We start from the raw sequence: 12781 nt of genomic DNA on the forward strand, positions 1-12781 counted from the left end.
TCCCGTGGCTTCGTTGACGGGTGGCGCAATAAGATCAAGCTACTCCAAGACGAGGCGAAATTGGCACCCTCCGCCTGAAATTCCGCGAGGATCTGAGCGATCGAGGGGCCTGGATCTGGTGCGAACGTCGGCCGCGACGGTGTCCTTCCTCACATATTCCTCAAGCCTGACCGCAGGCAGGAACCATGTGGAAGAATCTCACCATGCGTAGAAAATCCCCACGCCGTCTAGCTTTGGCCGCCACCGCTCTTGCGGGAGTTCTACTAACTGGCTGTTCTGCACCGTCGCCAGTGCCGACTTCATCAGCTAGCATCGCGCGCCCTTCCCAGGAAAGCGCCGTCCTGGCTCGAGCGGATTCACATCATCTTCTGAAGAGCGCCAACGCGAAAGCCGCGTTGGTGCTCTTCACTGATTTCCAATGCCCCTACTGCGCCGAGATTGATCCTTTGATTCGCCAGGTCGCGAACGACTACGCGGGCCGCATCAATGTGGTGGTCCGGAACCTCCCGCTGCCGATGCACCAGAACGCCGGACCCGGTGCACAAGCCGTGGAGGCCGCGGCATCCCAGGGCAAGCTCTCGGAAATGATGGGATTGGTTCTCGGTGGACAGGAGGAATGGTCGAAAGCAGCGGATCCTCAACCGGTGTTCACTGAATACGCGCAGCGGTTGGGACTGGACGCCGAGAAATTTGCGGCCGCTTATACCTCGGCCGCAGTTCAAGAACGGATCAGCAGGGATTATTCCGATGCTGTCGCACTTGGACTGCGCGGTACACCTTCGTTGATCCTCAACGGCAAGATGCTGCGCCTGGATTCCTATACCTATGACGAGATCAAAGTGCCTCTCGATGCTGCACTAGCCAGCTAAACAGGCCAACGCCAGGGCCAGTCCGCGGAGGAACTCCACCTTACGGCCTTGGCGGAGCTCATCCCGCCGTTCGGCGCCGGACGTGTAGCCATGCGAGAGCGTCTTGTTTATCAGAGAAGTACCGGCTCGGGCACGGCGGCAAGGGCAGCCCGCGCCGACCGTGCGCAATGACACGGTCCACGGGAGTGCTGCCCAGGATCGCGAAGGCTGTGATGGTCACCGCTTCGCTGAAGTAGCGGACCGCTTCGCGGCTGACATGCTCGACGCCCGTGATTTCTAGCAATACTGCAGCGCCCGCGCCACCCGTCAACGCCAGATACCGTTCTTGGACCAAGGTCCCGTCCTCAGCGCTGATCCGCCCTCCCGGACGCAAAGTGATCAGGACGATCCCTTCCCCAGTGTCCTCCACCGTGACGTTCGGCGGGTTTGCAGAGGACGGTTCCGGGCCGCGTTCTGCGCCGGTCACGTCGGAATCAGGATTCACCTTCGCTGGAAGGTGCAGTTCAGCCTCGTCTTGGATCAGCATCGTCATCAAATCCCCCAGAATTGATTCAACTGCGACCCCGTCGACGCAGCCCCACCCGGAATCCGCCGGAGCCGAGTACAGCCTAGGCTACCCGCGAACAGGTTCGGTGTCGAAGAACCGCGTTATCTCACGTTAACCCGCTCCCAGGGCCTACGCGTGGACTACATCCAGTCCCAGCGGGGAAGTCGGTCGGCCCGGCGTGTTTCGACAGGTCCAGATGTAAACCGGAACGCAATCGTGAGGGGATAGAGCGAATTGGTTTCGGCAATTGCTTCTCTCGGGGCGGCGCCGTCGGCAATTCCGAGGGCGATGGCTGCAATGCGGTTGCTGGCCATGCCGTCACCGTAGGGGGAGGGGACGGAAGCCAATGCCTGTTCAGGGTTGCCGATGAGTAGATGGTTTGCGGCGTCGCTGATGCTTTCTCCGGGCGTGATCAGCTGGGCGAAGCCGGCTTCGATGGACTCGGGCCTTTCGGTGCTGCGCCTGATGACAAGCAGTGGCTTCTTGAGCACAGTACATTCTTCCTGCAGGCCGCCTGAGTCCGAAACCAGCAAGCTAGCCGAGCGGGCGAGGCGTAGGAATTCGTGGTGCGGCACGGAGTCAACAACCGACAGGCGTTCGGCGTAGTGGTCCAGGCCGAACTTTCGTATTGCGGCGCGGGTGCGCGGGTGGGCGATGAACAATACTGGCACGACGATCTCGGTCAGGCCCAAAAGTATCCGTTCAAGGGCGTCCCGGGTGTCGGTGTTTTCCGGCCGGTGGATCGTGGCGAGTACATAGTCCCGGCCGAAGCTCAAAGGAAGATTGCTCTTGCCGGTGGTACTGGCGAAGCTGTCCGCCAGGGCGAGAGATGCTTCCGTGGCTTCGACAATGGTGTTCCCGGTGACAGTGATGTGGTTGCTGTCGACGCCTTCGAAGAACAGGTTCTTGCGGTTGTTCAGGGTGGCGGCGCAGTGGACATCCGCCAGCGTCCCGGTCACGAGCCGATTGATTTCTTCAGGCATAGCTCGGTCATACGACCGCAACCCGGCTTCGACATGGATGACCGGGATTCCGGCGTAGTTGGCGGTCTGGGCAGCAGCCGAGACAGTGTTGGTATCACCTTGGACAATGACGGCCGAAGGTAGCCTTCGCTCGAACTCTGTTGCGAGCCCAGTCATGCAGGTGGAGATCTGGGTGGCACGGTCCTGCCCGCCGACTCCGTCGAGCACAACGTCCGGCCCCGGAAGTCCCAAGTGTTTCTGTACTTGGCCAGAGAGCTCATCATCAAAGTGCTGCCCGGTGTGGATCAGCCGTGCACGCTCGCCCAGATGCCGGACGACGTGCGCTAGCTTAATCATTTCGGGTCGCGTACCCATTACGACGGCGACGTCGGAATCGATCATTACTTACTCCTTGAGTGGTGCAACAGCGTCAGTTCTCTCGTTGGGGCAACGGTGTCGCGGTACGAATGGTGTTTCACGGGCAAGTAGCCTCGTGGGCCGGGAAAATGACGGGCCGAAGTTGCCCGGTTCCGGCAGGCGCGGACACGCTGGATGTTGCCCTCGGACCAGCGCGTTCTTTGGGTAGCGAAGCGGCTGAAACTGCTGAGGGCTTATTGACTGACGGAACCGTTCCACGGTTTGCCAGCCTCGGGGCTGATCGCGTCTAATTCTGCCAGCGGGTGAATTGGCTATTCCCTCCCAAGCCCACTGTCCTGGTGCGTTCGCATAGTGACTGCGCTGCGATCGCGTTTCGGAATTCCATGTCCTGCATGCGGATCAGGTAACGTGCGGCGGCGTTGACGAGCCTGCCGAGCTCGGGCAACGGACTGCGGTCGTTGCGGTTCTTCATCCAGGCGATGATCTGGGCTGCACCTACGGCCGGGTCCCCGAAAAGGTCCCGTCCGGCGACCTGCTCCAAGGTATTGGCAGCCATTTCACCGTCAGCGTTGACCACGCACACAATCGCCTTGTCACGATCCGCGTCTGGCGGTAGGAAATCGTCCAACGCAGAGTAAGCGGAATTCAAGGCACCACCCTCGCCCGTGCGCGCGTTCAGGTGGGTGCGTTGTATGAGATGTATGGACGGGTCGGTAGCAAGCGGGCGTGGACCAGCCCAGCGGTTGGTCGGGACGAGGATGGATAGGACGTGGATGCAAAAGGACACGACAAGTGCTGTTGAGATCGCACTCATGAGGTGAGGCCCGCGATGTCCGCTTCCTGCTGATCGTCTCCGCTCTATGGGCGAGTGGAGTGAGCGCTGACGAGGCCGGGTGCTGTTGCACTGTTAGCAAGCAACCGCACCCGGCCTCGCTCGGGTTTCTTAGCTTTGTTGCCCGTTGCGACGGAGGATGTATTTAGTGCGCACGAGCAGCAAGCCGGCTGCCAATAGCCCGCAGCCTGCGATGCGGGCTCCGGTAGCGGTGAACCCCGTCAAGGCGAGCATGGTTCCGGCTGCTACGCTGGCCGGCGGGACGCCGCCCCCGAGAACCCTGGCACCGAGCCCGACTAGCGGGTCAATCATGGGGGTCGAGGCGGACGGCACGATATTCACGTCCACCGTGCCGTTGTTGTCGATCTGCATGGCCGCTGGCGCGGACTGTGTTCCAAGGGTGGCGGCAAGGTCCATGGCGACCGTCGGAGAGAACCGGAAATATTGGCTATTGATGCCATGGCGATGGAAGCCGCGGCCAGCACAGGTGCGACGACCCGTCGGGCGCGGACTCACCGGTGATGGAACACATTGATTCTTCTCCTTGCGGCCCTCCCACGGACGTCTGGCCGCTTCGTCCCGGTCTGGTCAGTTTCCTCGGGGGCGCCGGTTATATAGCCGGGCGGGTCTTGGATGTGACGGCGTTCCCGAGAGGTTCTTTTGATCCGCCCCTCCGGCTGCGTACCGGCGGGGAAATCCAAGTCCTTGGCGGCGAAGGCCTTGGCTGTTGTATCCATTTCTTCGAACTCGACGAGCTTGCCCAAGGTGTGCGTTCTCTCGGCGCTGACGCAATTCAGCAGCCTACGATTGTAGCGGCGGGGGTGCGGCGGGTACCCGCGATTCTGCCGCAGTCTCCAGCCGCGGGGCTAGCCTGACGTGGATCCGGGAGCAACTGGTGAGCGTCTTTGGATGCCGGCTTCAAGTACTTCCGACAGGGACGTTGCACAGTTGGTGCAGGACTTGAGATGTTCTTTCATTTTCACTATCTGCTTGTCCTTGAGGATGCCCAGCGCATAGGTGGGGATGAGCTTGGATGTATTGTGACAGGCGGGATTTTCAGCCGTGGGGAGCAACTCTCTGAGGTACCCTAGCCTCAGTCCGACTTTGGCCCTGCGATGGAGGGCAACGGTTGCGTTCGGCGTCAAACCGAGGATTGGTCCGACTTCTCTGGGAGCCATAGCTTCGACCTCGAGATACCAGAGGACTTCCTGCCACCGGGGCGGTAATGATCGCAACACTGTCTGGACAAGGTCATCAGTTGTGACTCCCGCGAAGCGTTCATCGGTTCTGCCAATAGCGCCCTCGAGCGTCTCTATGTCCATCGGTTTCTCCCGCAGTTTTCTGAGGTTGAGACGCCGCATCGCATTGATCACGCTGGAGTACAGGTATGGGCCGAAGGTTTGGCTGGGGCCAAAACCTGAACGAATGGCGGACAGGATCGAGGCAAAGGCTTCATGGACAGCGTCTTCGGCTAAATGTGTGTCTGACGAATAGCGGCTGGCGACCCTGAGGGCGGTTCGCCGGTAGCGCTCGAAGAGGATGCCGTATTCTTCCGAGGAACCTGCGCGTACGGCTTCCAGCAACTCTCCATCGCTAAGTCCCTCGAGGTGCCACGGCCTTGGTTGCGTGGGACTAGAACGCGTTTCTTGGGTCAACTTATGTCTCCTGGAAAAGGTTTTTGGGTCATCCCTTTCGCAACCTTCTTGGGGATATGCGAATCGGGGCGGACCTTCAGTGACCTGTGTATCTGGGCCGGTTGGCGGCTGACTGATACCGAGCTGAGAGGCCTGTAACCACGTATGGGTCAGGCCCTTCTCCTTGCTATGTCATCCAGGCGGGGGCTCTTCGATGAGTTGTTGCATCCATTGCGGCGAGATGCCTGGAATCGCGCCGTTGTCGTCAGGTGGGAGGCTGGCATGAGCCGGTTCAGGGGCATGATCCGTCCGGCACCTGAACCGGGCTTCTTTTGGATTCTTCTAGGGAGTGGTCCATAGCTGGCTGGTGTCGCTCTTGCAGTCCCCGATAATTAGCCGCGTGTTGTCTGCGCTATTTCCGGCGTAGATGTCTGGGCAACGATTCGGGAACCACAGGGTTCGTGTAAGTCCCGGTCGCATCGGTCGGGCTGTTGTCACAGCGCTAGGTGGTGACGTTGTTCTTGTCCGTCGAATCGCTAGGGTTTACCGCATCGCTGATCGATGACCGGGTGGCGTCGTCGAAGTGCGTTCCAGAGTAAAAATCCCACGTCTGTGGGCCCGTCTTTGCATACTGTGCTACTGACTGCTGGAAATAGAATGTCCCGTCGCGATCTATAAACGGATTCGCCGGAGTGTCCTTGGCATTCCCGTGCTGGACAACGGCGCCGGAGGACACATCGTAAGTTGTTCCGGTAACCGTGTCAGTGGCCGAATTGGCACCCGGCGTCCCTAATCCCATCGTCAGACAAGCTGCGGCCGCAATCATCGCTGAAACACGCAGGGTTCGTTGCTCCAACGTAGTGGTCATTGGCCCTCCAGCAGTTCGGTGAAGGGAAGTGGCGGCCCTGGTCGACCCTGCTGCCGACAATGGCGAGTAACGGCAGTCGGTAGAGAAAAGGGGGAATGCTGGTTCGATACATACATGCAGGCAGGGGTGTTCCTTTGCATTGGCCGGGTCCTTTGCTTGGCCGGGGGTCTTGTTGGTGCGCTGGGTTTGGGCCCACGCTGCACCCCCCGAATGTTATCGATAACTTGAAGTTGCTAGGTCTACTTTGAACCCAGGATCCGGTGCCGTCAAGTCCCTATGTGACCCGTCTTTATTGCATCCTCACAGATCCGCGTTCAGCCGTGGACGTCGGACCCCGCCGGCGCTACTGATAGACAGCCTTGCCCTGTGCCGGGCGGCGTGTTACGACTGTTATGGTTGACTTGGCGGTGACTGACTTTTGGAAGCCCCGCCTCACCCTGGAGGAAAACATGGCCAAAACGCGGGCAAACAGGGCCCCGGCAATGCTCGATGTGGCGCGCGTTTCGGGCGTTTCGGCTCAGACCGTCTCCCGCGTCCTCAGCAACCATCCCAATGTTCAGGAGGGCACCCGAGACCGGGTGCTCCAAGCCGTCGAACAGCTCGGATACCGGCGCAACAACACCGCCCGGGCGCTGGTCACCGGCCTTAGCCACACAATCGGCCTGGTTTCCTTGGCCACCAACTACTATTCCCGCTCCTCGCTGGCCTTGGGCATCGAATTGGAGGCGCGGGAATCTGGTTATGCCGTCAACTCGGTCACGGCGTCCAGTCTGAGCGTGGAGGGCCTGACGGAGGCCGTGAACCGTCTGATTCTGCAGGGCGTGGACGGGCTCATCATTGCGACTCCCCTGCTCGGTGGAGCCAGCAGGATCCGCGAGCTCATTGCCCGAATTCCCACAGTGACCATCGACGGTTCCTTCGGGACGGCGGACGAATCCGTCGGCGTCGACCAGGACACCGCCGTCGTACTGGCCACCCGGCATCTTCTGGATCTGGGTCATCGGACCGTCTGGCATCTTGCTGGCCCGCAGGAATGGTCGGATGCATCAGCCCGGTTGTCTTCCTGGCGCCGCGTGCTCCAGGAAGACAACCGAGAGGTCCCCCCGGTGCTGTATGGAGACTGGAGCCCGGCATCCGGCTACCACAACGGCCTGTTGCTGGGGCGGATGCCGGAAGTGACGGCAATCCTGGTGGCAAGCGATGAAATGGCCTTCGGCGTCATGAGCGCGTTGACCGAAATGGGGCGGCGGATCCCCGAGGACGTCTCTGTCGTCGGCATCGATGACATCGATCTCTCCGCCTACGCGACCCCGCCCCTGACCACCGTGAGGCAACCCTTCCAGGACACCGGACGGCGCGCAGTGTTCCACCTGCTGCAACAGATCACCGACCCCGAGGGGCTGCACGTTCCTCGGACAGAACAACCCACCCTGATTATTCGCGGAAGCACGGCTCCTCCTCAGTCCTAAGCAGGTTTCAGGACCCTTCTCGTCCGTGGTCCACTGTGTCTTGTGGGCCTCAAGAGGGTCTTAGTTGCCGGCGCAGGGGCTTTGCCAGGACTGTTGGAGGGATTCGACGTCGTTGAGGGACACCAACAGCGAGACGGGTGTGCCGCTGGGGCACGGGGGCCTGTCCATTTTCAGAGTCAGGACAAGGTGCGAGGACGGAAGCTCGGGAGCACGGCAATCCACGGTCCCGTTCGCTGTGGTGGTGCACGTCCACCCGTTGGCAGGATCTGGTGTGATTTGGCTGATCGCGTGGCCGGATCCGGGATTGAGTTCCACGTGTGCGGTCGTCGTTGGATTGTCTGGGAATTGGACTTTGACATTCGCGACGACTTGGTTGGCCGAATGGCTGAGCACGTCGAACTGTGCCTCGAGTGCCGGTGATTGCGGCGATGCGGGGTCCGACGTCGGGGGCCCCTGAGTCTTCAGCGGCACCTGACCTTGTTCAGCGGAAGTCGGAGCCAGGAACGAAAAGGACCCGAGGACCAACGCGGAGGCGATCATGACCGTTGTGAAGATGGTCAACAGGGTGTCCTTGTTCCATTTCTTCGGGGCATCTGGATCCGTGGACTTGCGCTCACTCGAAGGGCATATCTGGGACAGGGGCGAGAGGGTCAGCGCAGGGAGGATTGCAGCACGATGTACCGCCACGTCCTGGATCTGGAGCAGGACGGTTCCGCACTTCTCGCAGGATTCGAGGTGCCGCTCAAGCGCGGCTTTGCGGCTTTGCTTGAGCGTGCCAAGGACGTAGGCCGGGATATGGGATGCCATATCCCGGCAGTTATCGGGCCCATCGACGGCGACGTGCTGCTGCAAGTAGCCCAAGCGCAGACCGTCTTTGGCACGGCGGTGGAGGGCAACTGTGGCGTTGGGTGACAGACCAAGCAACGGGCCGGCGTCGCGGGGTTGCATTTCCTCGATTTCCAAGTACCACAGCACTTCTCGCCAACGTGCCGGGAGGGCCTTGAAGGCCTCCCTGGCGGCGGCATTGTCGAACTCGCTGAGTACGGTATGCGTTTCCGGCGCGGCGACGTCGGGGAAGGCCGTGTCGAGGACCGGGGTTTCGCGCATGCTGCGGTGATTCATCCGGTAGACCGTGCGCGTCACGCTGGAGAGCAAGTACGGACCGAAAACTCCGACGGGACCGGAGCCTCCATGGATCGCGGAGAGGACGGCGGCGAAGGCTTCATTGACCGCGTCCTCGGCCAAGTGTCGGTCCGGAGTCTGCCGGCGGGCGACCCGCAGGGCGGCGTCTTTGTGGCGGCCGAAGAGGATGCCGTAGGCGTGTCCGTTGCCCGCCCGAACGGCTTCCAGCAGCTCCCCGTCAGTGAGGGAATCCAAATCGGTTGTCACAGCCTGTTCCTCTTTACGCGCGGGTTCCTCTCAGCGCGTGATCGGCCCCGGAATTGGGCTGAGGCGGATGCCACGCCGGCAGTGAGGGCACCCACCCCCCCGACAAACAGTGGCCAGTTCGGCGTCCTGGTGGTCGCCGTCGTGATCGCCGCCAGATCATGCTGGTCTGCTGGTGGAACGGGGGCGGCGCTGGGACCGGTGGCCGGGTACGCACTGACGATGGTGTCGGCGCTGCACTCCGGCGCCGGGGAGCCGGCAGGACAGTTGGAGCCGCCATCGACCACGCTGCGGAGCCTGTGGTTGGTTCCAGCGGTCGGTTTTACGGTCACGGTAAAGGTGATGGTTCGCTGCTCTCCCGCAGCTAGCTTCGTGGACCAGCTCAGCCGAGGGATGGTGTAGTCGACGGCGGCGGGAGCGTCACCGTTGTAGTGGGCGTCCTGAAGGGTCCCGTTCAAGTCAATGCTGATCCGGGGAGGATCCTGGATTGCGACAGCACCGGTGTTTGTTTGTTTTGCCGTGTAGCTCACCGTTTCTCCCGGAGCAGCAGCGGGTTTGTCCGTTGTCAGGGAGACCGACCACGACGAGACTGGATTTTCTAGGCATGCCTCCGCTTGGCGGCAGCTCTTGCTGGGGGTGGAATCCTGAGGGACGCCTGCCGGCAGGAGCCGGCTCAGTGCGACGTTATCGCCTCGTTTACCGTCAGGCTTGATCTTGGCAGAGTAGTGGATGGTCACGGTCTGGCCCGGCGCGAGTGCGCCCCGGATGGGGGCGATCCCTTCCTTTAAGGGCCCGACAGTCCATGTTGGGTTCGATGCGGTGAGGGGCCCGGCGAGTGTGGCGTCGTCGAGAACGCCGCGGAGGTCCTCGACGCGGTCGATGTGAGCGACGTTGGTCCCGTTGTTCCTGAATGCCACTGAGTATGCAAGGTCCTGGCCGACCTTAACAGGGGAGCCCGAAGCGGGGACGATCGATTTGGTCACAGTGACTTGCGGAGACGCCGCAGGGATGTCAAGAACCTGCGCGGGCGCTGCAGGCTTGCCAAGAACCTCTACCGTGGCACACTCGGGGGCTTTGAGCCCTACGAGAGTGGCGAAGTTCGCTGGGCAGTTGGTGAAAGTCTTACGGGACGGGGTGTCGCTGACAGCGGACGTTACGTTCACCGTGATGGTGCAGTCTGACTGGCTTTGCAGCAGATCACCCGAAACCGTGAACGACTTGCCTCCATCGCTTGGGGATCCGGTTCCATTGGCGCACGTGCTGGCAATCGGTACGGCGCCGGCCAGGGTGAGTCCCGACGGGAGGGCGTTGGTGAACGACCAGCCAGGTTTGGCTTCAAGATCACTCGTGTTGGTAACGGTTATTCGCAGTTCGGTCGACCCCCCTGCAGGGACTGGGACGGACGTGAATGTCTGGCTCAGGGTCGGTGTGAGGTCATAGATACTGAGGTTGTCGAAGGCATGGTCATCGCCGAAGCTGGATGGGGCTTGGTTCCTCATCTGAACACCTGCATTGTTGCCGCGGATGAGGACGGGTTTTGTCCGTTTCATGGTTCCGACCGCGACCGAATTCCCGCCGAACGTCCAGCCTGAGACGCCCTGGGGTACCGGCGAGGCGAAGAACTTCCGTCCCGGGTCGTCACAGACCGAATATGGAGCGCTACCGGTGGGGACTTCGGTTCCTGCCTGGTCGATGAAGGAAATATCGAGCTTTGAGTGGCTGGGGACGGCGCATGAAACGTCGGCGACATCAACGGACAGGGCCAGAAACCGGTTCGATTCCGGCAAAGAGATAGGATTGGCCGTTCGGAACTCGATCTGACCGAACGGTCGTGGGGAGGATATGGTGGCTTCGCCGACGACGCGGTTTGCCTGTGAGGAGGTGGCAGGGTTGGTGCCAGCCGTTGAACCGTTCGCCGGTGCTGCCGGGTTTATTGAGCCCGGCACTCCCAGCCGGTATTGGCCAAGGGTGTCGGCCAGCCGCTGAAGGTTCTGCCGGGATCCGCCCCCGCCTCTCGCGTCATCGGGGCAGTCCGGCGTTGATCCGGAGTTATAGCTCAAGATGGCTCCGTTGCACAGACTCTGGTTGAGCCAGTACGGGTCCGCCGTGTATGTGGAGCCAGAGGCTGACGTGTACGAGCGCAGCGCGGTAGCCGCCGGGCCTGCGGTCTCGAAGTCTTCGGACCAAATTTTCACCGGATCCTTGATTGCCCCGACTGACTTGGATCCCGGAGCTGCCGATGCTGGCAACGCAGGGCCGTAGCCAGAGGCAACCACTGCGCCTAGGGTGAGCCCGATGCCGGTGGTCAGTCCGGCGAACGCGCGGAAATGGGTCTTGCGCAGAGATAAGCGGCGGACAGAGCTCAACATGTGTGTTCTTTCGTCGTCTAACTTCGCCGCAACGGGTGCGGCCGATCCGGCGTACTTTCAGGTGATTGATGGCCAGGGCACATTGCGGGCTGTTCTACTTTCCGCTCGTCCGAATCACTACGGCGTGCCAAACCCCTCCGGGTCCGAACACATCTAACTAGCAGCCAGGGGTCTGATTGTGACGCGGTGAGGAATATTGGTTTTCACGCAGGGCTCTATCGGGCGAGCTGATGTCCAGCAGGGGCCATTGACTGTTGCCGCGTCATTAAACGGCGAATTCCCATGGCTCGGTTGACCGGATTCGTGGATCCGCTGGCTGTCCTGCCGATGCGCTGACCTGTGCCGAGCAGCTGGACCGCGCTGTTTGCGTTTCGCGTCCATTGCTGTGGCTGGCTTCCGTTACAGGTCGCGGTTCCCGCTCGGGTGCCCGAGGCGAGAATTCCCAAGCACGACGGGGGCGAATCTTGTGTTGCCCGCGTGGGGGAGATTTGCCGTGTCGGTACGGCTTGTCCGCATGTTCCGGCTGCCGGATCAGAGTTGTTGTCGCTGACCCAGGCCCCCGGAGGTGTGGGAGTCCTGGTCGACGGCGATGATGTCCGTATTCGTCTGGTCGCGATGCCGCTGCCCTTTTGCTGGGCGGTCAGCCCATTTTCTCCGATGAAGAGTTGGTTAGGATTTAGCGGCCGAGTTGGCCGGGGGCGCCGGTGCAGACTCGGTGAACAGGATCTTGCGGGGATTGCCGGTTGTCGCGGTGTTGAGGGCCTGGGCCACGGCCGTGAAAAGATCCTTGCGGGTGGCGCCGTTGATTGCGGTGCAGTTGTCGAGCTTCAGGGAGCCAATTCCCAAGTTGACGTAGGAGTTTACATCCGTTTGTTGGTGTCCTTGGGAACCCGAAACGACGCCCTGGCGCGTCGACGCGCCGGAAGTGTTGTAGAGACCCGAGTGTTGTAGAGACCCGCAAGCTCTCCAAATCCGTGGACCGGGGCGTAGTTGTTCAGTTCGTAATCGATGCCTGGCTGTGACGAGGAGCCCCCAGTTGGCGCCACGGAGATTTCCTTCGGTGTTCCGGGGAGCCATTCAGCAGTCGTCGACGGTCACGTTGGCGTAACGGCGTCCACCATCGGAGGCCCTTCGTGGCGACTCCTTGGTCCTGCATGAAACTGCTGGAAGGAGTAACCGCATGTCGTTCCGTCCAGTCTGGCCTGCGGAGTGCACTGGAATCGGGCACAGTCGTTGAAACCCATCATTGGGCGCGTGCTCCCTGGGGCATTCGTGTTGTTCGCGACGGGGTCCGTCGACATTGGTGTTCCTGATTGCTAAAGATCATAAATGAGATTAGTTTCAGTCGGATTTCAAAGAATGCAGGGAACTTAACCATCTGGCGAGCTCTTCGTCAAGGGTTCGGTGACAAGTCAGCGGTTGTGGGCGCGTGAAGCTCCTCGTCCACCAAATGCACTTCCCGCGGTT

General features: G+C 61.2%; 16 protein-coding genes. 5 read left to right on the forward strand and 11 right to left on the reverse strand.

Features of this window, described 5'->3' with window-relative positions; genetic code table 11:
* The first annotated feature begins 4 nt into the window (after positions 1 to 4).
* Positions 5 to 211 carry a hypothetical protein gene (locus ABD884_RS10925; protein ID WP_345045277.1) on the forward strand — a complete coding sequence of 69 codons (207 nt, stop codon included), beginning with the start codon at positions 5 to 7 and terminating at the stop codon, positions 209 to 211.
* A gap of 79 nt (positions 212 to 290) precedes the next feature.
* On the forward strand, positions 291 to 869 hold the full coding sequence (locus tag ABD884_RS10930; RefSeq protein WP_345045282.1) for a DsbA family protein: 579 nt from the start codon (positions 291 to 293) through the stop codon (positions 867 to 869).
* 58 nt (positions 870 to 927) lie between these two features.
* Here the strand turns inward: ABD884_RS10930 and ABD884_RS10935 are convergent, their stop codons facing one another.
* On the reverse strand, positions 928 to 1401 hold the full coding sequence (locus tag ABD884_RS10935) for a DUF7793 family protein (RefSeq protein WP_345045286.1): 474 nt from the start codon (positions 1399 to 1401) through the stop codon (positions 928 to 930).
* Between the two features lie 155 nt (positions 1402 to 1556).
* Entirely contained in the window at positions 1557 to 2780 is a 1224-nt protein-coding gene (gene wecB, locus ABD884_RS10940) for a non-hydrolyzing UDP-N-acetylglucosamine 2-epimerase (RefSeq protein WP_345045292.1), read from the reverse strand.
* 14 nt (positions 2781 to 2794) lie between these two features.
* On the opposite strand from wecB, the gene ABD884_RS10945 reads away from it, so the two are divergent.
* Entirely contained in the window at positions 2795 to 3046 is a 252-nt protein-coding gene (locus tag ABD884_RS10945; protein WP_345045297.1) for a hypothetical protein, read from the forward strand.
* Here ABD884_RS10945 and ABD884_RS10950 read toward each other — a convergent pair.
* The gene (locus tag ABD884_RS10950; RefSeq protein ID WP_345045300.1) at positions 3043 to 3570 is read right to left on the reverse strand and encodes a glycosyltransferase family protein; all 528 of its coding nucleotides are present in this window, start codon (positions 3568 to 3570) and stop codon (positions 3043 to 3045) included. The two genes, ABD884_RS10945 and ABD884_RS10950, sit on opposite strands and share 4 nt — an antisense overlap.
* A 129-nt stretch (positions 3571 to 3699) precedes the next feature.
* A complete protein-coding gene (locus ABD884_RS10955; RefSeq protein ID WP_345045303.1) occupies positions 3700 to 4104 on the reverse strand; it encodes a hypothetical protein in 405 nt (134 codons plus the stop codon).
* Positions 4105 to 4109: 5 nt separating this feature from the next.
* On the opposite strand from ABD884_RS10955, the gene ABD884_RS10960 reads away from it, so the two are divergent.
* Positions 4110 to 4463, forward strand: a complete 354-nt coding sequence (locus tag ABD884_RS10960) for a hypothetical protein (RefSeq protein ID WP_345045306.1) — start codon at positions 4110 to 4112, stop codon at positions 4461 to 4463.
* Here ABD884_RS10960 and ABD884_RS10965 read toward each other — a convergent pair.
* Entirely contained in the window at positions 4455 to 5243 is a 789-nt protein-coding gene (locus ABD884_RS10965; protein WP_345045313.1) for an RNA polymerase sigma factor, read from the reverse strand. The two genes, ABD884_RS10960 and ABD884_RS10965, sit on opposite strands and share 9 nt — an antisense overlap.
* 481 nt (positions 5244 to 5724) lie before the next feature.
* The gene (locus ABD884_RS10970; protein ID WP_345045318.1) at positions 5725 to 6090 is read right to left on the reverse strand and encodes a hypothetical protein; all 366 of its coding nucleotides are present in this window, start codon (positions 6088 to 6090) and stop codon (positions 5725 to 5727) included.
* Positions 6091 to 6539: 449 nt separating this feature from the next.
* Here ABD884_RS10970 and ABD884_RS10975 point away from each other — a divergent pair, with 449 nt between their 5' ends.
* Complete coding sequence (locus tag ABD884_RS10975) at positions 6540 to 7559, forward strand: LacI family DNA-binding transcriptional regulator (RefSeq protein ID WP_345045325.1); 1020 nt, start codon at positions 6540 to 6542, stop codon at positions 7557 to 7559.
* A gap of 60 nt (positions 7560 to 7619) precedes the next feature.
* On the opposite strand, the gene ABD884_RS10980 is transcribed toward ABD884_RS10975, so the two are convergent.
* The 5 genes from ABD884_RS10980 to ABD884_RS11000 form a co-directional block, all read right to left on the reverse strand.
* A complete protein-coding gene (locus ABD884_RS10980) occupies positions 7620 to 8948 on the reverse strand; it encodes a zf-HC2 domain-containing protein (RefSeq protein ID WP_345045330.1) in 1329 nt (442 codons plus the stop codon).
* Positions 8945 to 11314 carry a DUF7927 domain-containing protein gene (locus tag ABD884_RS10985; protein ID WP_345045333.1) on the reverse strand — a complete coding sequence of 790 codons (2370 nt, stop codon included), beginning with the start codon at positions 11312 to 11314 and terminating at the stop codon, positions 8945 to 8947. The genes ABD884_RS10980 and ABD884_RS10985 overlap by 4 nt, the downstream gene beginning before the upstream one ends.
* Positions 11315 to 11983: 669 nt before the next feature.
* Positions 11984 to 12160, reverse strand: a complete 177-nt coding sequence (locus ABD884_RS10990; RefSeq protein ID WP_345045336.1) for a hypothetical protein — start codon at positions 12158 to 12160, stop codon at positions 11984 to 11986.
* Positions 12161 to 12174: 14 nt separating this feature from the next.
* The gene (locus ABD884_RS10995; RefSeq protein WP_345045341.1) at positions 12175 to 12360 is read right to left on the reverse strand and encodes a hypothetical protein; all 186 of its coding nucleotides are present in this window, start codon (positions 12358 to 12360) and stop codon (positions 12175 to 12177) included.
* A gap of 48 nt (positions 12361 to 12408) precedes the next feature.
* Positions 12409 to 12615, reverse strand: coding sequence for a hypothetical protein (locus ABD884_RS11000; RefSeq protein ID WP_345045346.1), 207 nt, complete (start codon positions 12613 to 12615; stop codon positions 12409 to 12411).
* Positions 12616 to 12781: the final 166 nt, after the last annotated feature.

This window comes from Arthrobacter methylotrophus, assembly GCF_039539965.1.
In the GTDB taxonomy this organism is placed as follows: Bacteria; Actinomycetota; Actinomycetes; order Actinomycetales; family Micrococcaceae; genus Arthrobacter; species Arthrobacter methylotrophus.